The sequence below is a fragment of the Pseudarthrobacter sulfonivorans genome, assembly GCF_024391045.1.
Classification (GTDB): domain Bacteria; phylum Actinomycetota; class Actinomycetes; order Actinomycetales; family Micrococcaceae; genus Arthrobacter; species Arthrobacter sulfonivorans_B.
Genome location: NZ_JANFCZ010000003.1, coordinates 142,181 through 164,161 on the forward strand (window position 1 = coordinate 142,181; position 21,981 = coordinate 164,161).

At 64.5% G+C, this 21,981-nt stretch carries 22 protein-coding genes and 2 tRNA genes; 10 read left to right on the forward strand and 14 right to left on the reverse strand.

Translation table 11 applies throughout. From position 1 onward, the window contains the following. The first annotated feature begins 6 nt into the window (after positions 1-6). Positions 7-1,164: a cysteine desulfurase family protein gene (locus tag NQJ30_RS03380; RefSeq protein ID WP_255768318.1), complete on the forward strand. Its 1,158-nt coding sequence runs from the start codon at positions 7-9 to the stop codon at positions 1,162-1,164. Positions 1,165-1,185: 21 nt separating this feature from the next. Here the strand turns inward: NQJ30_RS03380 and NQJ30_RS03385 are convergent, their stop codons facing one another. The 3 genes from NQJ30_RS03385 to NQJ30_RS03395 form a co-directional block, all read right to left on the reverse strand. After that, positions 1,186-1,677: a GtrA family protein gene (locus NQJ30_RS03385; RefSeq protein ID WP_255768319.1), complete on the reverse strand. Its 492-nt coding sequence runs from the start codon at positions 1,675-1,677 to the stop codon at positions 1,186-1,188. 17 nt (positions 1,678-1,694) lie between these two features. Next, complete coding sequence (locus tag NQJ30_RS03390; protein WP_255768320.1) at positions 1,695-2,543, reverse strand: fumarylacetoacetate hydrolase family protein; 849 nt, start codon at positions 2,541-2,543, stop codon at positions 1,695-1,697. Positions 2,544-2,643: 100 nt separating this feature from the next. Beyond that, positions 2,644-3,306, reverse strand: coding sequence for a DUF1684 domain-containing protein (locus NQJ30_RS03395; RefSeq protein ID WP_255768321.1), 663 nt, complete (start codon positions 3,304-3,306; stop codon positions 2,644-2,646). A gap of 96 nt (positions 3,307-3,402) precedes the next feature. Here NQJ30_RS03395 and NQJ30_RS03400 point away from each other — a divergent pair, with 96 nt between their 5' ends. Further along, positions 3,403-4,212: a hypothetical protein gene (locus tag NQJ30_RS03400; protein WP_255768322.1), complete on the forward strand. Its 810-nt coding sequence runs from the start codon at positions 3,403-3,405 to the stop codon at positions 4,210-4,212. Between the two features lie 69 nt (positions 4,213-4,281). Continuing rightward, positions 4,282-5,088: a transglutaminase-like domain-containing protein gene (locus NQJ30_RS03405; protein ID WP_255768323.1), complete on the forward strand. Its 807-nt coding sequence runs from the start codon at positions 4,282-4,284 to the stop codon at positions 5,086-5,088. Between the two features lie 30 nt (positions 5,089-5,118). Here the strand turns inward: NQJ30_RS03405 and NQJ30_RS03410 are convergent, their stop codons facing one another. Next, positions 5,119-5,589 (reverse strand): MarR family winged helix-turn-helix transcriptional regulator, encoded by a 471-nt coding sequence (locus NQJ30_RS03410; RefSeq protein ID WP_255768324.1) that lies wholly within the window; start codon positions 5,587-5,589, stop codon positions 5,119-5,121. Further along, positions 5,589-6,698: an LLM class flavin-dependent oxidoreductase gene (locus tag NQJ30_RS03415; protein WP_255768325.1), complete on the reverse strand. Its 1,110-nt coding sequence runs from the start codon at positions 6,696-6,698 to the stop codon at positions 5,589-5,591. Before NQJ30_RS03415 ends, NQJ30_RS03410 begins: the two co-directional genes overlap by 1 nt. Before the next feature lie 296 nt (positions 6,699-6,994). Between NQJ30_RS03415 and NQJ30_RS03420 the strand changes: the two genes are divergently transcribed. From NQJ30_RS03420 to NQJ30_RS03435, 4 genes are read left to right on the forward strand one after another with little or no spacing between them, the layout of a single operon-like run. After that, positions 6,995-7,186, forward strand: a complete 192-nt coding sequence (locus NQJ30_RS03420; protein WP_255768326.1) for a hypothetical protein — start codon at positions 6,995-6,997, stop codon at positions 7,184-7,186. 18 nt (positions 7,187-7,204) lie between these two features. Further along, complete coding sequence (locus NQJ30_RS03425; RefSeq protein ID WP_255768327.1) at positions 7,205-7,813, forward strand: ABC transporter permease; 609 nt, start codon at positions 7,205-7,207, stop codon at positions 7,811-7,813. Between the two features lie 38 nt (positions 7,814-7,851). Then, positions 7,852-8,877 carry an ABC transporter substrate-binding protein gene (locus tag NQJ30_RS03430; protein WP_255768328.1) on the forward strand — a complete coding sequence of 342 codons (1,026 nt, stop codon included), beginning with the start codon at positions 7,852-7,854 and terminating at the stop codon, positions 8,875-8,877. A gap of 41 nt (positions 8,878-8,918) precedes the next feature. Next, on the forward strand, positions 8,919-9,701 hold the full coding sequence (locus tag NQJ30_RS03435; RefSeq protein WP_255768329.1) for an ABC transporter ATP-binding protein: 783 nt from the start codon (positions 8,919-8,921) through the stop codon (positions 9,699-9,701). 121 nt (positions 9,702-9,822) lie between these two features. On the opposite strand, the gene NQJ30_RS03440 is transcribed toward NQJ30_RS03435, so the two are convergent. The 6 genes from NQJ30_RS03440 to bcp all read right to left on the reverse strand — a co-directional run bounded on the left by NQJ30_RS03440 (position 9,823) and on the right by bcp (position 18,178). After that, complete coding sequence (locus NQJ30_RS03440) at positions 9,823-13,044, reverse strand: efflux RND transporter permease subunit (RefSeq protein WP_255768330.1); 3,222 nt, start codon at positions 13,042-13,044, stop codon at positions 9,823-9,825. 67 nt (positions 13,045-13,111) lie between these two features. Beyond that, positions 13,112-14,614: a malate:quinone oxidoreductase gene (locus NQJ30_RS03445; RefSeq protein ID WP_255768331.1), complete on the reverse strand. Its 1,503-nt coding sequence runs from the start codon at positions 14,612-14,614 to the stop codon at positions 13,112-13,114. Between the two features lie 79 nt (positions 14,615-14,693). Next, a complete protein-coding gene (locus tag NQJ30_RS03450) occupies positions 14,694-16,367 on the reverse strand; it encodes an ABC transporter substrate-binding protein (RefSeq protein ID WP_374113212.1) in 1,674 nt (557 codons plus the stop codon). A gap of 188 nt (positions 16,368-16,555) precedes the next feature. Then, positions 16,556-17,233, reverse strand: coding sequence for a fasciclin domain-containing protein (locus NQJ30_RS03455; protein WP_255768332.1), 678 nt, complete (start codon positions 17,231-17,233; stop codon positions 16,556-16,558). Between the two features lie 242 nt (positions 17,234-17,475). Then, positions 17,476-17,557 (reverse strand) — tRNA-Leu (locus NQJ30_RS03460). A gap of 147 nt (positions 17,558-17,704) precedes the next feature. After that, positions 17,705-18,178, reverse strand: coding sequence for a thioredoxin-dependent thiol peroxidase (gene bcp, locus NQJ30_RS03465; RefSeq protein ID WP_255768333.1), 474 nt, complete (start codon positions 18,176-18,178; stop codon positions 17,705-17,707). A 95-nt stretch (positions 18,179-18,273) separates the two neighbouring features. Here bcp and NQJ30_RS03470 point away from each other — a divergent pair, with 95 nt between their 5' ends. Then, positions 18,274-18,729, forward strand: coding sequence for a MarR family winged helix-turn-helix transcriptional regulator (locus NQJ30_RS03470; protein ID WP_255768418.1), 456 nt, complete (start codon positions 18,274-18,276; stop codon positions 18,727-18,729). Between the two features lie 257 nt (positions 18,730-18,986). Here NQJ30_RS03470 and NQJ30_RS03475 read toward each other — a convergent pair whose 3' ends face one another. After that, positions 18,987-19,445, reverse strand: coding sequence for a hypothetical protein (locus tag NQJ30_RS03475; protein WP_255768334.1), 459 nt, complete (start codon positions 19,443-19,445; stop codon positions 18,987-18,989). Between the two features lie 295 nt (positions 19,446-19,740). Here NQJ30_RS03475 and NQJ30_RS03480 point away from each other — a divergent pair, with 295 nt between their 5' ends. Both NQJ30_RS03480 and NQJ30_RS19030 read left to right on the forward strand, forming a co-directional pair. Next, positions 19,741-19,932, forward strand: a complete 192-nt coding sequence (locus tag NQJ30_RS03480) for a hypothetical protein (RefSeq protein WP_255768336.1) — start codon at positions 19,741-19,743, stop codon at positions 19,930-19,932. A 185-nt stretch (positions 19,933-20,117) separates the two neighbouring features. After that, positions 20,118-20,501 carry a type II toxin-antitoxin system death-on-curing family toxin gene (locus NQJ30_RS19030; RefSeq protein ID WP_255768337.1) on the forward strand — a complete coding sequence of 128 codons (384 nt, stop codon included), beginning with the start codon at positions 20,118-20,120 and terminating at the stop codon, positions 20,499-20,501. 137 nt (positions 20,502-20,638) lie between these two features. Here NQJ30_RS19030 and NQJ30_RS03490 read toward each other — a convergent pair. Then, positions 20,639-20,714, reverse strand: a tRNA-Lys gene (locus NQJ30_RS03490). A 115-nt stretch (positions 20,715-20,829) separates the two neighbouring features. Continuing rightward, on the reverse strand, positions 20,830-21,975 hold the full coding sequence (locus tag NQJ30_RS03495) for a PQQ-dependent sugar dehydrogenase (protein WP_255768338.1): 1,146 nt from the start codon (positions 21,973-21,975) through the stop codon (positions 20,830-20,832). Between the last annotated feature and the right edge of the window lie 6 nt (positions 21,976-21,981).

The following is a 21,981-nucleotide window of genomic DNA, read 5'->3' on the forward strand; positions in this document are numbered from 1 at the left end:
ACGGCCATGATCTTCCTCGACGCCGCCGCCACCACCCCCGTCCGCCGCGAGGTCCTGGAGGCCATGTGGCCGTACCTCAGCGGCGAATTCGGCAACCCCTCCAGCCATCACACGCTGGGTGAGGCCGCTGCATCAGCGCTCGCGGCCGCCCGCGCGACAGTAGCCAAAGTGCTCGGCTGCCGGCCGGGAGCAGTCACCTTCACCTCAGGCGGCACGGAGGCGGACAACCTCGCGGTCAAAGGCATCGCCTTGGCCCGGCAGGCCGCAAATCCGGCACTCAACCGGGTGGTGATCAGCGCCGTCGAACATCCCGCAGTGGAAGAGTCGGCGCGGTACCTTGAACGGTTCCACGGGTTCACCGTGGACGTAGTGCCGGTGGACAGCACCGGCCTGGTGACGCCCCTGGCGCTCGCAGCTGCGCTCCGGCCGGAGACCGCACTGGTGAGCATCATGTACGCCAACAATGAAGTGGGCACCATCCAACCGGTGACGGAACTGGCGGAACTGGCACGGACCCAGGGCATCCCGTTCCATACTGACGCCGTGCAGGCTGCCGGGTGGCTGCCCCTGGACGTCAAAGCGCTCGGCGTGGACGCGCTCAGCATCTCCGGCCACAAACTGGGGGCTCCCAAAGGCTGTGGCGTGCTGTTTATCCGTGGCCGGACCCGGATCGAGCCGTTGCTCCACGGGGGTGGCCAGGAGCGAGGCAGGCGGTCCGGCACGGAGAACGTGGCCGGAGCCGTGGGCCTGGCTACCGCGCTGACCCTGGCGCAGGCCGCCCAGCTGCAGACCGCCCACCATGTGACGGCACTGCGGGACGGCTTCATCCGGGACGTCCTCGACGCCGTTCCGGGCGCTGTCCTGACCGGTCACCCCACCGAGCGGCTGCCGTCCGTGGCCTCGTTCTGTTTTCCCGGGACCAGCGGCGAATCCGTGCTCCTGGAGCTGGAACGGCAGGGCGTGGTGTGCTCAAGCGGCTCCGCGTGCGCTGCGGGCTCCGACGCGCCCTCACCCGTCCTCACCGCACTGGGCATCGACGCCGAAGTCGCGCAGACGGCAGTGCGGTTCAGCTTCGAGTCCACCGTCAGCGGCACAGACGTGGCGGCCGCCGCCGAAGCCGTGGGCGCCGCCGTCGGAAGCGTCCGGACCCTCGGCCGCAGCTGACGTCGCGCTGGGTGGAGCGGGTCAGATGTGGCGGGCGCGGCGGAAGATCCAGTGCCGCAGCAGCGTAAACCGCACGGCCGTGGCAAAGAATCCGGAGAGCGTGGTGGTCCACAGTTCCTCAGACACGGTGGCGGCCGGATGCACCGCGTGCAGGATCCCCAGGCTGCTCCCGGTTATGACCAGCGCGATGACGATGAGGATCAGCCCGTTCAGGTGATCCTGCGCCCGCTTCCGGCTGGACGTGATCTTGAAGGTCAGGCGGCGGTTCAGGGCCGTGTTCATCACGGATGTCACGATGAGCGCCGCCGCATTGGCGAGCTGGGGATCAATCCATTGCCGCAACAGCGCGTACAGTGCCAGGGAGGATGCGGTGCAGATGACGCCCACGCCGGTGAAGCGGATGAGCTGACGGACGGCCGGAAACCTGAAGATTCCGGGGTAATGCCGTGTGGTCGGCGGCCGTCGGACGGGCTGCTGCGTCAGCTGGGCGCCGGGCGCAGCAGGGGATTCCATGTTTCAAGCCTGACACATCAGGCGGCGGTTTCCTCCCAGGACGCCGCTTTGACCGGGTTGGTGAGTTCGCCGATACCCTCCACGCGGCACACCACCGTGTCGCCCGGCTGGATCCGGGCGCATTCGGCCGGAAAGCCCGTGAGCACCAGATCGCCCGCATGCAGGGTCATAAAGGAAGTCAGGTACACCAGGATTTCGTCCACCTTCCAGCCGAGGTCGGCGCTGCTGGCGGCCTTGAGTTCGGTTCCGTTGTGGATGATGCCAATGGAGAGATCGGCGTCATCGAGTCCCGTGACAATCCAGGGACCGGCGGGCGTGAAGGTGTCCTGGCTCTTCGCGCTGATCCACAGGTCATCCGACTTCTGCAGGTCCCGCGCGGAGACGTCGTTGCCGATGGTGAAGCCGAGGACGGCGCTCCGGGCGGTTTCCAGCGTCAGGCCGCGGACGGTGCGGCCGACGACGACGGTCAGCTCGGCCTCCGGGTCAACGTAGCCAACAGTGGAACTCAGTTCAATCGCGTCGCCGGGGCCGATGACGCTGGTGGCAGCCTTGTGAAAGGCCTGCGGCGGAAGGTCCCGGCCGGGCTGGCCGGTGTTGTGCGCCATGCCCAGGACGTTGGCTGGAACAGACGGCGCAAGGAACGTGAACGAGTCCTGGTCCACGGCGGCCCCGGCCTCCCAGCCTGGCCGCGCCGGACTGTTGGCATTGGCCCGGGAGCCCGGGAAAGGTGAATCCACAACAGTCCAGGAACGGCCGGCCGCCGAACCGAAATCCGGGGCGTCGTTGGCCACGAAGAAATGCTCGTCCGCGGCAACCGGGGACAGGGGGCGGACGCGGGCAAGGCGGCAGGGTGCGCTGGAAGTCATGAAGACATCCTACGTCCTCCGGACAGTGTTCGACGGCGGCCCCTGCGGACGGGTGCGGCCTTGAGGAGTGCTCGCGGCCTTTGGGACGGCGAAGGCCGGTTCAGTACAGCTCGCCCACCGGGATTTCGACCGCCAGCCGGTTGGACGGACCGGGCAGCGGGCAGGCCCAGGCATCGTTGTAAGCGCAGGACGGGTTGTAGGCGAAGTTGAAGTCCAGGACAAACTCGGCACCAGGCCCGGAACCGCGGACGCCATGGAAGGAGCCTTTAATGGTGTCCAGCAGGTACCGGCCGGCCCCGTAGGTACCGCCGGGGCGGCCGGCCGTGGCATCGCGGAACGGCACGAAAATGCCGCCCCCGTAACCGTGCAGCTTCCAGACGCCGAGCTGGCCGAGTTCGGGGAGGTCGAACGTGCCGAGCCGGATGAACCGAATCACGCCGTCGGTGGTGGTCTCGGCGGTCATCTCCCGCCCCGCACCTTCAGGAGTCAGCGGTACGTAGAAGCGGTACACAGGATCGTAGTCCGCCGTCTTCAGGCCGGAGAACTGCGCTTTGTCCTCAGGGGTGAGGGGGGACGCGGGGTGGGTCCCGAACATGCGGTCCCGTTCATGGCGCCACAGGGAATGCGCCTCGGCGGGATCATCGGCGGCGATTCCTCGCACAGTCTCGTACAGGGCGAACGTCCGGAGCCGCCAGTCCGCGATGTCGAGGGCAGAAATATCCGCCAAGCTTGGGTCTTCTGTGCCAGAATGCTCATCCCTCATGCTCCCCAGCCTAGCCCCTTGGTTTCGGGGAAGGGCCGACGGCGACACGAGCCGTCTGCCCCAGGGTCGGCCGCGGCCTCCCGATAGGCTGGTTGCATGACAAGCAGGGCGACATCCTGGGCACTTCGGACCGCGGCGCTAGTGGTGACCGGGACCCTCGCGGCCGGGTGCAGTGCACCTGGCGGCAGTGGTCCCGCATGGACTGCGCAGCCAAATGCCTCGTCCGGTGCCTCCCCGGACGGGACCAGCACCGGTGGCGGCTCGCCGGCGGCGGAGCCTGCCCCGACGTCAAGCGGGTCGGCCGCGGCGACTCCCGGCCCGGCCGCCACCGCGGCCGCCTGGAAGACCTTCACCGACCCCGGCCGGACTGTCAGTTTCGACCTTCCCGAAGAATGGATCGCCCAGTCCGTCACCCCTGAGGACGGGGCCCTGCCCGGGGCGTTGAAGATCGAGGTGAAAAAGCAGGACGGCACCTTCATGGCTGCTTTGCGGACCGGGCTGGCGCCGTCGGAAGCCGCATGCCCGGACAGCGGCAAGAAACCCTATGTGGTCATCAGCAGCGTTCCCGTGTCACTGCCCGGCCTCGCGGGCGAAGGCACCATCGCGCCGCATGCTGTGTACCGCGTGATCCAGGGCTACCGGTACTTCGGTTCCTATGGCATCACGAACATTGTGGGCGGGGCGGACGGGCAGGCCTGCGAACTGCGAAATGTGGTCCGCGGCCCGGCCGGCAAAGGGGACTACTCGTTCGGGGACGTTGCAGTGCTGAAGGCCTTTGCGCCCGATGAGAAAGTGGCACCCGCCAAAACCTTTGACACGCTGGGGCAGGCCGCCAAGTATGTTGACGAGAGCCCGGACTTCGCGAATGTGCAGCGGATGCTAATGTCCTTGGAGATCAAAAACTAGACCGCCTCCGGCGCCACCAGCGCCGGGCCAGAGCGGCTGTTCTGCCACTACCTCACACCCCGGAGATACATGGAACGCACCGTTGCCGCACGCATGGTCTTTATGACCGTGGCGGATACCAAGGCAGCATTGGCCATCGCCGTAGCCAAGAACCCCGGCTACACCTCCTTTGAAGAAACCCTCACCATCACGGCGGACGGAGCCCCGGTCCCGGCCCGCGAACTCGCTGACTTTCACGGCGGCCGGCTCCACTACATGGAGTTTGCTGAGCCGGCCGAAGTGACGGTTGAGTACGCTGCAACGGTGACGGGGAGGGCGGAGCCGGAGGAGTCAACACTTGCCGAGCTCATCCGGTACGTCCGGCCGAGCCGCTACGCGGAATCCGACAGGCTCCTTCCCACGGCCTACGCCGAGTTTGGCGGCCTGCACGGAGTTGAACTGCTCCACGCCGTCAGGAACTGGGTCTACGGCGAGTTGAGGTACATCAGCGGTTCTTCCCGGGGAACCGACGGCGCCGTGGAAACCCTCCTGCACCGGCGCGGGGTATGCCGGGACTTCGCTCACCTGGCCATCGCACTCCTGCGCTCGAAGGACGTCCCGGCACGGCTCGCGGCAGTTTATGCGCCGGGTCTGACCCCGATGGATTTCCACGCCGTGGCGGAAGCCCACGTTGATGGCGCCTGGCATGTCATCGACCCCACCGGGCTTGCCCCGCGGGAGTCGATGCTGCGGATCACCGCGGGCCGGGACTCATCCGACACGGCATTCCTGTCCACCGTGGGCGGACGCCTGACCCTGAACGAGCTGCGGGTCAGTGCCGTGGTCAACGGGCAGCTGCCCGCCGAGGATCCGGCCAGCATGGTGGTTCTGGCCTAACTGTTCGGGCTAGCCGTTCCGGCCTTCCGGTCACCTGACCGGTTTGGCGACCACCGAAGCACGGAGCTTGTCCGTCAGCCGCCGGAGCTCTTTCAGTTCGGCAGCTGTCAGGGCCGGCCCCACCAGACTGGAGATGTCCCGGACGTGCTCGCGGCCAATCTCCTTCTGCAGGTCGGCCCCTTGTTCGGTCAGCTTCAACAGCACGCCCCGGCCGTCGTCCGGCGCCGGCATCCGGACGATGAGGCCACGTTTTTCCAGCCTCTCCACCAGCCTGCTCAGGCTTGACTGGCTCAGGAGGACATGGTCGTTGAGCTCATTGAGGCGCAGCCACCCGGACGGACATCGGGACAGCGTGAACAGGACGTCGTACTCGTTGATGGCCACATTCTTGAACGCTTTGCCGGACTGGAGCCTGCGCATGACGGCAACCTGTGCCCGGAACAGGGATTCCCAGGTTTCCGCGGCGAGGCGGCTCGGAGTTTCCTTCGCATCGGCAGTCATTACGCCTCCGAAGAAGCTGTTTCGTTGGCCTGGGACGCCATCAGCGCAGCGACGCGGCCGGCGTGGGTGGGGGGATCCGGCACGTGTGCCGGCTTCAGGGCTGCGTACTCCTTGCGCAGGACCGGCAGGACTTCCTCGCCGAAGAGATCCAGCTGCTCGAGGACGGTCTTCAGCGGCAGGCCCGCATGGTCAATCAGGAACAGTTGGCGCTGGTAATCGCCGAAGTACTCGCGGAACGTCAGGGTCTTTTCGATGACTTCCTGCGGGCTGCCCACGGTAAGGGGAGTCTGCGAGGTGAAGTCCTCCATGGACGGGCCGTGGCCGTACACAGGTGCGTTGTCAAAGTAGGGCCGGAATTCCTTGACGGCATCCTGGGAGTTCTTGCGCATGAAGAATTGTCCGCCGAGACCCACGATCGCCTGGTCAGCCTTGCCGTGGCCGTAGTGTTCGTAGCGCTCACGGTACAGGCCGATCAGCTGCTGGTAGTGCTCCTTGGGCCAGAAGATGTTGTTCGCGAAGAAGCCGTCGCCGTAGTAGGCGGCCACTTCAGCGATCTGCGGCGTGCGGATGGAGCCATGCCACACAAAGGGCGCGACGCCGTCGAGCGGGCGCGGCGTGGAGGTGAAGTTCTGCAGCGGGGTCCGGAACTTGCCGGACCAGTTAACTGTGTCCTCATCCCAGAGGCGGCGCAGCAGGCTGTAGTTCTCGATGGCCAGTTCCACGCCGTCCTGGATGTTCTTGCCGAACCAGGGGTACACGGGTGCGGTGTTGCCGCGGCCCAGGACCAGGTCCACGCGTCCGTCCGCAAGGTGCTGCAGCATGGCGAAGTCTTCAGCGATCTTGACGGGATCATTGGTGGTGATCAGCGTGGTGGCCGTGGAGAGGATGATCCGCTCGGTCTGGGCGGCGATGTAAGCCAGGGTGGTGGTGGGGGAGGACGAGAAGAACGGGCGGTTGTGGTGCTCGCCGATGGCGTACACGTCCATGCCGATCTCTTCGACCTTCTTGGCGATGGCCACGGACGCCTTGATGCGGTCGTTCTCCGTGGGTGTCAGGCCGGTGGTGGGGTCAGCGGTGATGTCGCTGACGCTGAATACGCCGATCTGCATGGTTGGCCTTCCGTTCGTGGGCTTTTCTGGGCTTGTTAACAAGATACCAGATGTGCATGCATTTGCATGTATCGATCTGTACAACGTTTCGCGGTCCCGAAAATTCCCGCGTTGCGGCCGCGCCCAAATGCCCGGCGCCCGGGCGCCCGGAGTGCCGTTAGTGCCAACTTCAGGCCCCCAGCCTGGACGGTCATGCCGGCCGGGCCGGGTGGACCGGCCGCGCCTTGCGGATGTTGAGGAAAAGGGCTTTCCCGATTTCGGCGAAACCTTTGGCATGTGGCCCGAATCACTCTAGATTGTGGAGCAGGAAAGCGCATTCCAAGAACCACTACCTCACGAAATGGGCGGCAGGGTTCTGGCGGCCCGTGGTGTTCGTCGTCGCCCTCGTTCTTTTGTGGTGGCTGGTCACGGCGCAGCAGTGGGTGGTTCCCTTCATCCTTCCCAGCCCACAGGACACCCTCAACGCCCTGACCGGTAACGGCATCTAGCTCGTCCAGCACACCGGGGTGACAACGCTGGAAACCGTCCTCGGATTTGTCATCGCCATTGTCCTGGGTGAACTGGTCGCGGTCCTGATGGTCTATTCGCGGTCGTTGGAGAAGACCATGTACCCGATAATCCTCTTTGCCCAGGCCATCCCGAAGATTGCCATTGCACCCCTGTTCGTCGTCTGGCTTGGCTTTGGCCTGGAGCCCAGGATCTGGGTGGCGGTTCTGATGGCTTTCTTCCCCATCGTTGTATCCGGCATGGCAGGCCACCGGTCCGTCGATCCGGAAATCCTGGAGCTCACCTCGACCATGGGCGCCAATCCGTTCAAGACATTCCTCAAGGTCCGGCTGCCGGCGTCGCTGCCGCAACTGTTCTCCGGTCTTAAGGTGGCGGCCACCCTGGCCGTGACGGGTGCCGTCGTCGGGGAATTCGTGGGAGCCAATGACGGCCTCGGCTATGTCATTCTCCAAGCCAACGGCAATATCGACACCGCCATGCTCTTCGCAGCCTTGATCATCATGTCCGTCCTGGGCATCCTGCTCTTCGCCATCATCCAGGTTGCCGAATGGTTCCTCGTCCCCTGGCAGGCGTCCCGGCGCACCGGCGGCGCCTCCACCAACGGCTAAGTCCCACACCCGCAGTCCAACTCAACGGAGAGAACGCTATGAAACACATCCGCACAGCCGTCCTGGCCGCCATCGCGGCGGGATCACTTGCCCTCACCGCCTGCGGGGGAGGCACGCCGGCCGGAGGCGCCCAGTCCGAGGGTTCCGGCGAGGCCAAGCCGGTGACCCTGATGTTGAACTGGTACCCCTACGGCGAGCACGCCGCGTTCTATTACGGGGTCCAGGAAGGCATCTTCAAGAAACACGGAATCGACCTGACCATCAAGGCGGGCCAGGGATCCACCAAGACCGTCCAGGCAACCGGCCAGGGCCAGATGGACTTTGGCTGGGCCGACACGCCGGCCCTCCTGGCCAACGTGGACAAGGGGGTCAAAGTGAAAAGCCTCGGCGTTTACCTGCAAACCACCCCGTCCGCAGTGCAGATCTTCAAGGACTCGGGCATTGAAACCGTGGCGGACCTGAAAGGCAAAACCATCGCGACCTCCGCCGGCGATGCCCCCACCGTCACTTTCCCGCTCTTCCTGAAGGCGGCCGGCCTGGCGGAAACCGACGTCAAGCAGCAAGACCTCGACGCCGCGGGCAAGGTGGCAGCCGCCCTGTCGAACAAGGTCGACGGGCTGATCGGGTTCGCGCATGACCAGGGCCCCACCATCGCTGCCAAGAGCGGCAAGGCCATGACCTACCTGCGGTATGCCGACCAGGGCATCAACTTCTACTCCAACGGACTTATCTCCTCGGACGCTTACCTGGCCAAAAACCCCGAGCTCGCCAAGGAAATGATGGCAGCCGTCTCGGAATCGTTCACCGCGGCAATCGCCAAGCCGGAGGCGGCGGCCAAGTCGATGGAAGGCAAGGATCCCCAGGTTCCGGATCATGCGGTGGTGCTGGAGCAGTGGACGCAAACCATCAAGCTGCTGAGCACGCCGGCAACTGCGGGCAAGAAACCGGGAACCAACGATCCCGCCGACTGGGCCGCCACCATCAAGACCCTCGCCGGAGCCGGCCTCATCGGAGAAGGCAGCGACGCGTCCAAATACTTCGATTCGCAGTACCAGCCCAAGTGAAAGCTGAGGACAACATGACAGCCCTTTTGCAGGAGAAGCCGGTGACTACCACCAAGCCGGTTGTGACCATCGAGAACTTCAACATCACGTACTCCACCAAGCGCAGCCGGATGACTGCCCTCGACGGCATCAACCTAACGGTTGAACAGGGCGAATTCCTTTCCATTGCAGGGCCTTCGGGTTGCGGAAAGTCCACCCTGCTTAAGGTCGTGGCCGGCTTGACCGCAGCGACCAGCGGCCAGGCCCAACGGCGCGGCCAGCAGATCAAGGGGCCGCGCCGTGACATTGGCTACGTCTTCCAGCGGGCAGCGCTGCTCGAGTGGCGGAACGTCAGGGGAAACATCCTGCTCCAGGCCGAAATGCGGGGCATGGACAAGGCCAAGGCGGCGCGCCGGGCCGATGAGCTGATCGAGATGACCGGCCTCGGGGGATTTGAGAAGTCCTTTCCGCATGAGCTCTCCGGCGGTATGCAGCAGCGGGTTTCGCTCTGCAGGGCCCTCCTGCACGAGCCTGACGTCCTGCTGATGGACGAACCCTTCGGCGCTCTGGACGCCCTGACCCGGGAACGCATGGACATCGAACTGCACCGGATCTGGCGGGAGACCGGCACAACCGTCATCCTGGTGACCCACTCCGTGGCCGAGGCCGCCTTCCTAGCCAACCGCGTGGTGGTCATGAGTGCGCGGCCCGGCACCATCCTGGAAACGCTTGATGTTCCTCTTGGGTCGTACCGCGACTATGCGGCCACCATGGAGGACCCGGACTTCGTCAGGGTTTCGGCACGCGTGCGCGAACTGCTGGGGGCTTCACACACAGCCGAATAGTGGATCACGGGCGCTGTCCAGGCGCCTGACCCAGAAGGCAGGGAGGGGAGCAGATCAGCTCCCCTCCCTGCTGCCTTCAGCGGCGGAAGCGCCTTGCCTGAAGCGGTCTTGAAAGGTGCGGCTACTCGGCGTCGCCCGCAGCGGCGCGGCGCCCGCTGACTTTGGGAATCGCACCGGTGGTCCAGTCACTGAACTCTGTGTCGACGTCGTCCGGTGCTCCGTACTCAGGATTCCCCTGCATGGCGCGGAGCAGCATTTTGCGTTCCCGCCGCCCTTCCACGAGCCGGTACAGCACGGGGACCAGCACCAGTGTCAGGGCGGTGGAGGACACCAGGCCGCCGATGACCACCACTGCAAGCGGCTGGGAGATGAAGCCGCCGCCCCCCGTCAGGCCCAGCGCCATCGGCGTCAGGGCGAAAACGGTGGCCAGGGCAGTCATCAGGATGGGGCGCAGGCGCTGCCGCGCACCGTGGGTGATGGCGTCCGCAACGGTCATTCCGGGCAAACCGTTGCGTGGCTGCCGGTACTGGTTGATGAGGTCAATGAGCACAATGGCGTTGGTGACCACGATGCCTACCAGCATCAGCATGCCGATCAGTGAGGGCAGGCCCAGGGGCACCCCGGTCGCCAGCAGCAGCGCAACGGCCCCGGTGGCCGCAAAGGGAACGGAGACCAGCAGGATCAGCGGCTGGATCAGGGACTTGAAGGTGGCCACCATGATGACGTACACAATGGCAATGGCTGCCAGGAGCGCCAGGCCCAACTGACGGAACGACTCCGCCTGCTGGGTGGTGGCGCCGCCAAGTTCGGCGGTAACCCCGGCGGGCAGGCTGACCTCCGCGAGGCGCTTCTGCACCTCCGCGTTCACCGCGCCGAGGTTGGAGCCCGACGGCGTGACTGACACTTTGGCGGTCCGCTGGCCGTTGCTGGAGGTAATGGACAGGGGGACGTCCACCTGCTCCACGGAGGCGATGCTGCCAAGGGTCACAGGTCCGGCGGCGGCCGGCAACGCAATATTGCGCACCGCATCGATGCTGGCGAACCGGGTACCCTTGCCGATCTGTACCGGGAAGTCGGTGGTCTCGATCCGCACCGTGCCGGCGGGCACAGGGCTGATGGTGGCGGCCAGGACGCCGGCCACCTGCGATTCATTCAGCCCGGCTGCGGCAGTTTTGGCCCGGTTCACCTTGACCTGGACCACCGGCTGGCTGGCCGCAAGGTTGGTGGTCACCTCACTGGTCTCGGGGATGCCGGTCATGGCGTCCACCATGGCGTCGCTGGCCGTCCGAAGGTCCCCGGAGGTCGCCGCCTTGATGGTGATGTCCACGGAAGACGACGTGCCAAAGCCGCCCTGCTGGGAGCCGACAGTAACCTTCCCGGCATCGGCAACCCCGGCCAATTTGGTGCGGACCGTTTCCTGAAGCTTTGCCTGGTTCACTTTCTCATCCGTCACCACTGTGAAGGTGGAGTTGGAGGACCCGGAGGAGGTGAGGGCGGCGAAGCCTGCCTGCGCGTTGCCGGACGTGACCTGGACGTTCTTGACGCCGTCAATGCCGCGGAGGACTTCCTCAAGCCGTACCGCCGCAGAGCTCGTATCGGCAAGGCTTGTGCCGGCGGGCAGCACCTGCCGGACGGTCATGCTGTTTTGGCCGGAATCCCCGAGGAGGTTGGTGGCCAGAAGCGGCGTCATGGCACCCGTCCCGCCAAGCACCAGGAGGGCGGCAACCAACGTCCACACGGGATGCTTCTGGGTCTTGCCCAAAATGGGGAGGTAAGCGCGCTGCAACAGGCTCTTCTGTTCCGACGCGTGCGCCTTGGCCCGGGCGGCAGCGGCGGCTTCACGGGCGGCCGCCGATCCGGGAGCGGCTACGGCCGGGCTCTTGAGGAACCAGTAGGCGAGGACGGGAACGATCGTCAACGAGACCAGCAGGGATGCCAGCAGCGCCATGGTGACCGTCAGCGCGAAGGGACGGAACAGTTCCCCGGCGAGTTCCCCCACGAACGCAATGGGGAGGAACACGGCCACGGTGGTCAGCGTCGAAGCGGTGATGGCACCGGCCACTTCGCGGATGGCGGTGACGATGGCGGTGACCTTGTCCTCGCCGTAGCTGAGGTGCCGCTTGATGTTCTCGATCACCACAATGGAGTCATCCACCACACGGCCGATCGCAATGGTGAGACCGCCCAAGGTCAGGATGTTCAGCGAATAGCCGGTTGCGGAGAGCCCGATGAACGTCACCAGGAGCGAAAGCGGAATGGAAACGGCCGTCACCAGGGTTGAGCGCGCAGACATCAGGAAGACCAGGATGACGGCCACGGCGAAGCCCAGGCCCAGCAGCCCCTCGGTGGTGAGGTCCTTGATGGACTTCTCGATGAACGGGGCCTGATCGAACACCGCGGTGAATTTGGCGTTGGAGCCCAGTTCCGCCTCGAGGGCCGGCAGCGAATCGTTCACGGCGTGGGAAATGCCCACCGTGTCGCCTTCGGGCTTCTTGGTGATGGACACCGCCAGCGTTTCCTGGCCGTTGGTCCGGGTGATCGAGGTGCGATCGTTGTCGCGCAGGCTCACATCCGCCACAGTGCCGATGGTTGCCCCGTTTTTGGCGCCGCCCAGCGGGAGGGACTTGATGGCGTCCAGGGAGTCCACCGGGCTGCCGATCTGCAGGGACAGGGTCTTGCCCTGGTCCTCGATGGTGCCTGCCGGGACCAGCGATCCGTTGTTCCCCAGCGCAGTCCGGATGGACTCGATGGAGGCGCCGTTGGCGGCCATGGCGTCGGGCCGCGGGAGTACTTCGATGTGCTGGCTGGCGCCGCCGGTCACATCGGCGCCGCGGACGCCGTCGATCTTCTGGAGCCTGGGCACGGAGAGCCGCTGAAGGTCGGCGTTCAGCTCGCTCAGTGGCTTGTCGGAGGACACCGCAAGGGACACGATGGGAAAGTCGCTGATGCTGCCGGCGATGGCTTGCGGCTGGACGTCCGCCGGCAGGGACCGCTTGGCGTTGGAGATGGCGCGGTCGATCTGGTTCCGGGCCCGGTCAAGGTTCGTCCCGTAGTTGAAGACCAGGGTGATCTGCGACGAGCCGTTGCGTGACGTGGAGGACGTGGACTCCAGGCCCTCCACGCCGTTCAAGGCCGTTTCCAGGGGCGCGCTGACCTGCTTGTCCACCACTTCCGGCGAGGCGCCGGGCATGGGGGTCAGCACCGTGATCTGCGGGAACTCGATGGACGGGATGAGTTCCTGCTTCAGCGATGACATGGTGATCACGCCGAACACCGAGGCGAAGACGGTGATCAGCGCGATCAGTGCCCGGTTTGCCAGTGAAAGTTGTGCTAGCCGGAACATCGCATGGTCTCCTGTGGGGGATTAACGGACTGCGGGGACCGGACCTGCCTGCCAGACCGGTGGTGCGTCAGTGGTTTGCGGGAACGCTTTCCAGCTGGAGTGCCTTGGCGGTGGCAACTTCGAGCTCGGCGGCGAGGTCCGGGTTTTCATCCAGCTTCACGCCGTAACCGGGCATCATGTCCTTCAGCTTGCCCTGCCAGCCCTTGAAGTTCTTCGGGAAGGCTTTCTGCAGCAGCTCGATCATGATGGGGACAGCCGTGGACGCGCCGGGCGAGGCACCCAGGAGGGCGCCGATCGTGCCGTCGCGGCCGGCGATGACCTCGGTGCCGAACTGCAGCACGCCGCCCTTCTTCGGGTCCTTCTTGATGATCTGTACGCGCTGGCCGGCGGTGATCAGTTCCCAGTCGCCGTCCTTGGCCTCGGGGTAGTACTCACGGAGCGCTTCGACCTTGTCGCCGTGGCGCTTGGCCACTTCCTTGACGAGGTAGGCGGTGAGGTCCATGTTGTCCTTGGCCACGGCAAGCATCGGAATGATGTTGCTGGGGCGGATGGACAGCGGCAGGTCCAGGTAGGAGCCGTTCTTCAGGAAGTTGGTGGAGAAGCCGGCGTACGGGCCGAACAGCAGTGAGCGTTTTCCGTTGACGTAACGGGTATCCAGGTGGGGAACGGACATGGGCGGGGCGCCCACGGAGGCCTGTCCGTAAACTTTGGCGCTGTGCTGGGCTGCCAACGATTCGTCGGTGCAGCGGAAGAACTGGCCGGACACGGGGAAGCCGCCATACCCCTTGCTCTCCGGAATGCCGGAAGCCTGCAGGAGGTGCAGCGCACCGCCGCCCGCACCCACAAACACAAACTTGGCGTGGATTTTCCCGTGCTCACCGGATGCCGGGTATTTCAGCGTCAGGTCCCAGCCGCCGTCGGACGCTTTGGAGATCCCGGTGACGTCGTGGCCGTAGTTGACCTCGACGCCGTTGTTGCCCAGGTAGGTGGTGAGTTCGCGGGTCAGTGCTCCGAAATCGACGTCGGTGCCCTCGGCTGCGCGGGTGGCGGCGATCTGCTGCTTGGGGTCGCGGCCCTTGACGATCAGCGGAGCCCATTTGGCGATCCGGGAGTGGTCCTCGGAGTACTCCATGCTGCGGAACAGGGTGTGGGACTTGAGCGCTTCGTAGCGGGTCTTGAGGAACTTGGTGTTGTTCTCACCGATCACAAAGCTCATGTGCGGGACGGTGTTGATGAAGCCCTTGGGTGAGCCGATCAGCTGGTTTTCGACGAGGTGGGACCAGAACTGCCGCGACAGCTGAAACTGTTCGTTGATCAGCAGGGCTTTGGCAGGGTTCACCGAGCCGTCTTTGGCTGCGGGGGAGTAGTTGAGCTCGCACAGTGCTGCGTGCCCCGTGCCGGCGTTGTTCCAGGGATCGGAGCTTTCCAGGCCGGGCTGGTCCAGGCGTTCAAACAGGGAAATGGTCCAGTTCGGCTCAAGCTGCTTGATGAACGCACCGAGGGTGGCGCTCATGATGCCGCCGCCAATCAGGACGACGTCGGCATGTTGGGTCTTTGATATGAAGGTCACAATCAGTCTCCGATAGCAGCGGCTCTGGCTGTCACAGAATATCCCTGCCCGGCCCTCTTACTGAAATTGGGCCCGTGCGTCAAGGCTTTAGCTGCACCTTCGTGAAAACTTCACTTAGCACCGGGGACGCCGGGTAGCTGCTGACACGGTCCGACAGCGCCAGCGCCGAAATAGGGAAGGCGATGGGAACTGCCGGGACGGTGGCCGCGATCTGGGCGTTGATGGTGTGATATTGGTCATCGCGTTCCTTGCCGGCAGGCAGGCCCCGCGCCCGGTTGATCTTGGAAAAGACCTGCGGGTCCTGGTAACCGAACTCACCGTTCTTTTCGCCGAAGAGCGGCCCCACGAAGTTTTCCGCATCCGAGTAGGCGCCGTTCCAGCCGAGCAGGTGCAGGGCGTGATCCCCCGGGGACTGGACTTTCTGGAGATAGCCGTCGGACCAGTCCACCGGGACGGGCTTGATGTTAAACCCGACGGCGGTCAGTTGCCTGCTGAGTTCCGCGTAGATTTTCTCCGGCGTGGGGAGGTAGGGCCGGGTGGCGTTGAGGGGGTAGTAGAACCGCAGTTCCTCCCCGGCGTAGCCGGCTTCGGCAAGGTTGGCCTTCGCCTTGGCCGGATCGTGGCCCAGCTCGGGAGCTTCGTTGTTGAAACCGCTGATCTTGGGCGGGACGAATTGTGTGGCCTTGGCGGTGTTGTCGATGAAGAACTTGCGGATCAGGGTGTCCTTGTCGATGGCCATCTCGACCGCCTGGCGGATCTTCAGGTTCTGCAGGATGGGGACTTCCTGGTTCATGCCCAGGTACATGACAGAGAACGGGTCGCGCTGGACGATCTGCATGCCCCGTTTGACGAGCTGATCGAAGTTCCCGACCGTGACGGCGTCGTAACCGTCGATCTTGCCATCCAGCAGGGCCTGCAGGCGCGTCTGCGGGTGGTCGTAGGTGACGAAGTTGATGGTGGCGATCTGGCCACGCTCACCCCAGTACCCCTTGTGCGTCACCAGCCGGACGCTGGTTTCGTCCCAGGCGGCCAGGCTGAACGGCCCGGTGCCCACCGGGTTGGTGGCAAACGCCGAAACCGGGTTGCCGTTCCGGGTCTGGTTGAGGACGTCTGCAGTGCCTGAGGTGAGCGCTGCGGGGGAGGCGATGGCAAAGGCCGGCAGGGTCAGTGCCTGAAGGAAGGCAGTGAACGGCTGGGTGAGGTCGATCCGGACGGTGTCAGCAGTTTCGGCCGTGCAGCTCTTGAAAATGGAAAGGGCCGCGTCATCGGAATGGGCTTTGAACACGCTCTTGAAGGAGATTCCCGGAGCTTGCTTGCGCAGGTCCGCCGGGAACGCGAACCAGCGGTTGAAGTTCTGGCAGACGGCGTCGGCGTTGAATGGCGTGCCGTCGTGGAAGAACACGTCGGTCCGCAGCTTGAAGGTGTAGGTGCGGCCTTCGTTCGAGTCGGCCCATTCCGTCGCCAGCAACGGGGTGGGCTTTCCGGTGGTCTGGTCCACTCCCACCAGGCCTTCGAGGATCTGCCGTGTGATCCGGTAGCTTTCCACATCGCTGGAGAGGGCCGGGTCGAGGCCCAACGGCTGGGATGCTGTGCCGAACGTGAACGTTTCGGTGGGTTCCGATGCCGTCGCGGAAGGTGTGGCTGATGTTGACGACGGTGACGGCGACGGGGTGCCTGTGCAGGCCGTCAGGCCTAAGGCCATAAAAACGGCGCCGGTCTTGATGACCGTTCGCCGCGATGTACTGCTGGGCACTCGTCTATCACCTCTGGGCTGTTCCTGGCCGGCGCCGCCAAGTGGGGGCCAGGGACATAGTCTAATTGACGGGCCTTGGTGTTCCCGGCAGCCGCATCGCTCCCGGCATGGGAGCGGCCCGTTCCTCCTCGGAACGGGCCGCTTCCTACTGCGGTGCCGGGCGTGGCCGGCGGTGGATCCCCCTTGGATTACTTGGGCATCAGCACCGAGTCGACCAGGTAGACCGTGGCGTTTTTGGTCTTGACGCCGCCGCAGATGACGTTGGCGCCGTCCACCTGGAGCGCGTTGCCGCTGCCCGTCACGGTGACCGAACCGCCCTGGACGGTGGCGTGCGTGCCCGCGATCTTGTCCGGAGTGATCTGGCCGGGGACTACGTGGTAGGTGAGGATCTTGCTCAGCAGGGCGTCATCTGTCTTGAGGGTCTCGATGGTTGCCGGGTCGATCTTTGCGAACGCGTCGTCCACCGGCGCGAAGACTGTAAATTCGCCGCCGTTGAGCGTGTCCACCAGGTTGACCTTGGGGTTCAGCTTGCCGGAGACAGCCGCGGTGAGCGTGGTCAGGATCGGGTTGTTGGAGGCGGCGACTGCCACCGGGTCAAGGGCCATGCCGGCAACTGACCCTGCGCCGGTGGGGACCTTCTCGGCGTAGCCTGCGCAGCCCGGACCCACCAGGTTTGCGGCAGGGTCCATGGCGGTTGAGCTGGCGGTCATGGACGGCGACGGGGCCATGCTGGACGTCGTCGGCGCGGCTGACGGGGCAGCCGTGCTCGGTGCCGTCGTGGTGGATCCGCCGCATGCCGTAAGGCTCAGCAGGGCTGCAGCTGCAACGCCTGCGACGGTGAAGGTTGTGCGCTTGATTGACTGCATTTCGGTTCTCCTTGTTTATTGGTTTCTGCCGATTTCTTGCCTGCCGCAGGCGTGGAGCCTGATGCGTGACCTGTTCCGACTGTCGGGCACCTGCCCTGGGCTGGTGTCTCATGGGGTATTCGGGCGGAGTTCCGGAATGGATGGGTGGAATGAAAAGACTTCTTCAATCAATGCTCGTCGTTGAGTCGCGGGGTTAAATGCAGAGTTCCCGGGCCGCGGGGCCCGGGAACTCTGTGTATGTGTGCGCAAGGGGGGACTTGAACCCCCACGCCCGAAGGCACAGGAACCTAAATCCTGCGTGTCTGCCAATTTCACCACTCGCGCGTGGCAGCTGACGTAGTTCCTGCTCCAACCAGCGGACCGGGATGGGGACAAAACGTACGACGGCGGATGCCAGTACCCATTGTAGCGTCGGCCGGGTGCCGGTTCTGTCAGCCCCGGTGCCGTGGCGTCAGCGCAGGAAAGTCTGCGCTACGCGTCCAGTTTGAGGTCGCGCCGCAGTTTTGCCACGTGTCCGGTGGCTCGGACGTTGTATTGGGCCAATGCCACTTTGCCGTCGGGATCGATCACGATGGTGGAGCGGATCAGCCCCTCATAGGTCCGGCCGTAGTTCTTCTTTTCGCCCCATGCCCCGTACGCCTCTGCCACAGCATGGTCCGCGTCTGAAAGGAGCGGGAAACTGAGGTCTTCGTTGGCGGCAAACGTGGCCAGCTTTTCGACCGAATCGGGGGAGACGCCCAGGACGCGGTAGCCGGCGGCCGTGAAGGAGGCCAGATTGTCGCGGAAGTCGCACGCCTGTGTGGTGCAGCCGGGGGTGGAAGCTGCCGGGTAGAAAAAGACAATGGTGCCTGCGGCCGGGCCGGAAGCCAGGCTTACGTCCTGACCGGTCGAATCCTTCAAAGTGAAGCCGGGCGCCACTGCACCGGGCAAAAGTTTTTCAGCCAATGTTGATCTCCTTGTTGCAAGCGGGACATCCCACCCTAGTAAGCATCGGGAATCGGTGCTAGCCAGCCGTAGCTATACTTGCAGGTATGCCTGACATGGATCGCTGGCCCACAGGGCGTTTACTGTCCACTGCCGCGCGCCTCGTGGAACACTCCTGGAATGAAAAGCTCAGCGCCATCGGCCTGACGCATGCAGGTGTCATTGCCATTGAGGTGCTTGCGGCCCAGGGCCCCATGACGCAGGCCCAGCTCGCACAGTTTGTACGGGTGCAGGCACAGACCATGGGAAAGACGCTCACGCGGCTGGAGGCCCACGGCCACATCGCAAGGGTGCGCAGCACCTCCGACCGGCGCAGCCAGGTGGTATCCCTTACTGACAGCGGCCGGGAAGCGGCGGACGCCGCCGTCGAGATGGAGCGTTCGGTACTGGCCGCGGCCACCATCGATCCTGAACTTCTGCGGCATGAGCTCCAGGCTGTTGTCCGCGAGCTGGCCAGTCAGTTCTCCTCGCCGGCAACCCGTGCCCTGGTGGACGGCCCCCCGCTCGGCTAGAACTATTGGATCGGACTCTGGCCGATTCGGGGAAGATTACCGGCATTGCACCTGCGGAGTCCGCGCGGTGGTGCCGGTTTTTTGTTGGTGAATGTTGCGTTGGCAGATGTCGGGGATAAAAGAAACAGCCCCAGGCAGTAACCAAAGCCTTGGAAGGCTTCTGCGGCTCAAGGTCGCGTGTGCGGCCTGAATGCTCTCAGGGTACCGGATATTTATCCACTGACTAGATGAACTTTCGGCAGGGTTTTAGCGAGGATCTATTGCTGGGGCTGAACGGTGAGCACGACAATGTCCGGTTCGTTTGGATCGGGACTGGTGACGTTCAGGATGTAGTAATAGTCCCCGTCATTCCCTGTGGCCTGGCAAGTCGTCGTCGGGCCGATTGCCTCGCCCCGCCGCTGGCAGTTCTTTTCGATCTTCATCTCAAAGTCGACCTTTGAGACCACTGACTTGAGTTCGTCAAGGCTGATTGTTTTGCCTGCATCCCAGCGCTTGGAGATGCTGGGGCACGGGTTGGGACTCATGCATAGTAAGCGCTCGGGCCGGACAATGTCCGACTCTTTCTTCCAGTCGGCAGGGATGGCGAAGCGATCGACCCGGGCGACAACATCTGCAGTAACCCTGTCTTCGGCAGCCCGGACCGCAAAGAGCACAGCCGTCACGGCGAGTACCAGCACCGCGATGACAACAGCGGTGATTGCTGTTTTTTGCTTCACTGTGATCCCCCAAAGCCATCAGTGTAGGCGTCCCCGCCGGACAACCGGCTTGGTGATGTCTGCATAGTATCCTCATGTGGCAGCTTTGTTAGTTGAATTGTCATAGCCGGCCCGTATCGCACCCCCGCTTACTTTCGACCGGGCAGGGCTCAAGGCCGGACACAGGGAACCCATCCAGGCGCTCCGGGATGGGTTCGATGTGAGCTACCAGGGCACCTTCTTTGATCCCTGCCTTCCTTCCGGGGGTGACCCGCGCTGGACGCCCTGCCTCAAATGCGCCGACTGCAAGGCTGAGATGGAAAGCGCCGATGATCTGATGCTGGTGCGCCGGATGAACCGGGCCCGCCGGGCAAAGCTCATGGGTGCCGGAATCAAGACCATGTCCATGTTCGCCGCCGCGGACCTGCCCGACGTCGGCATCAAGATGAACCCCGAGTGGCAAATTGTGCTCCCGCGGGGCACACGGCCATGGGGGACAGGAGACTAATGGGTTGGTGGGACGACGAAACAGGCGCCGAACGTGTGGCCAAAATTAAAGGACAGAACCAGGCAGCCGAACACGCCCGCCGCCAATCGTCCAAAGATAGAGGAGCGCGAGAACAAGAAGCAGGAGCGGTGGGAAGCGGAGAATCTCCGGTACCAGCGCGCAGAATATGCGGCGGAACTTGCCGCGTGGACGAAGAACCCGACAGAGTACCAATCACGGCGGTCTGGATCATCCTCAAACTCACATTAGGGGAAGACCCGGCGAAGATCCATCGCGGACACATCTTTAACACGATACGGGTCGGCAAGGTTCTCTACCTGATGGCGCGCGACCTGGGGCTCAAAGCTGCCGTACTGCTCGAATCGGCGGCGCGGAACCATCCGCTCGTGGACGGCACCAAGCGGACCTCCTGGACACTGATGGTGCTGTTCCTGTGGCTGAACGGCTACCGGCACGACTTCAGTAGGGATGACGCCTTCGATCTGGTCGTCGGAGTCGCTGAAGGACGGCTGAGCCTGGGGGACTCCAGCGCCCGCATTGGCGCCCGGCTGGTGGCCAGGACGGCCTAGGGGGTTGCGGAACGAGTCGGTCCACCGCTTCGCGCAGCAGGATCCGCGTGCTCCCCAAAGTGACACTTCGGTCGCAAACGCGGAAAACAAAACCCCGCCTTCACATGCCGTTCGGCTTGTAAAGACGGGGTTTCCTTTGGTGCACCCCCCGGGACTTGAACCCGGAACCCATTGATTAAGAGTCAATTGCTCTGCCAATTGAGCTAGAGGTGCATCTCTTTGCGGTGATCTTCGTGGCTTTTTGTTTCCCCGTTGATCTCCGCAACGACATGAAACTCTACACGAACTTCCGGTGCATGTGAAATCGAGCGGGTGGAACCGGGGACGGTCAGCCGGATGGGGCCAGAACCAGCACAAAATCAGGGTTTTGGTTGTTGGTGAGCAGCCAAAATCCGCCGTCGGGGGTTCGGATGACGTCCCGGATCCTCCCGTACTCTCCTGTGAAATAGGCCACAGGAGGGCCGGCGTCCTCGCCGCTGAGGGCGACGGTCCAGAGGCGCTGCCCGCGGAGGGCTCCCAGGTAGGCCGTCGAACCGGCAATCTCCAGGCCGCTGGGTGAAGAATCCGCCGTGGACGGCCACACGACCTTGGCATCGAGGTACCCGGTGCGGTGTGGCGCCCCGGTGACCTCGGGCCACCCGTAATTTCCGCCCGGCACGATGAGGTTGAGCTCGTCATCCACGTCCGGACCGAATTCGCTGGCCCACAGGCGCCCTCCGCTGTCCCAGGCCAGTCCCTGGACATTCCTGTGCCCGAGGCTATAGACGACGTTGCCGAAGGGGTTGCCAGGGGCGGGCTGTCCGTCCGGAGTGATTCTGAGGATCTTCCCGCCCAGCGCGTCGGGGTCCTGCGGCTGCTCCCGGCGCTGGGAGTCGCCGGTTCCAACGTAGAGGAAACCGTCCGGCCCAAACCGGATTCTGCCGCCGTTGTGGGTTGAAGCTTTGGGAATGCCGGTGAAAATCACCTGCGGGTCATCAAAGGTCAGGGACCCGCCGGGCGCCTCCGTCAGCTTGACGCGGGCGATGCGGTTGTCCTGGGACGAGGTGTAGTACATGTACAGGTAGCTGTCGGTGGCGAAGCCGGGGGAGAGGGCAAGGCCCAGCAGGCCGCCTTCCCCGCCGGGGCTGACCCCGGGGACCTGGCCCAGCGTCGTGGCGCGGCCATCCTTCACTGCCTTGAGAAGCGCAGAGTCCCGCTCGGAGATGATGGCCGTGCCGTTCGGCAGAAATACGGCTGCCCAGGGAATAGTGAGCTGCAGGTCAAGGCGCTTCAGGATTTTCGGTGCAGCAGCCGGGACCGCGCTGCCGGTCCCGCGGCCCGCGGCGCTCCCCATCCCCGCGCTGTTCCCCGTCCCCGCGCTGCTCCCCATCGGGGCATCTTGTCCGCTCCCCGTGCAGCCGGACAGAAGCACTGCCAGACATAGTGCCATGGCGCCGCTGGGGAGTCCGCCGGCCCGGAACGCCCGGGCCGGCATTTGGCT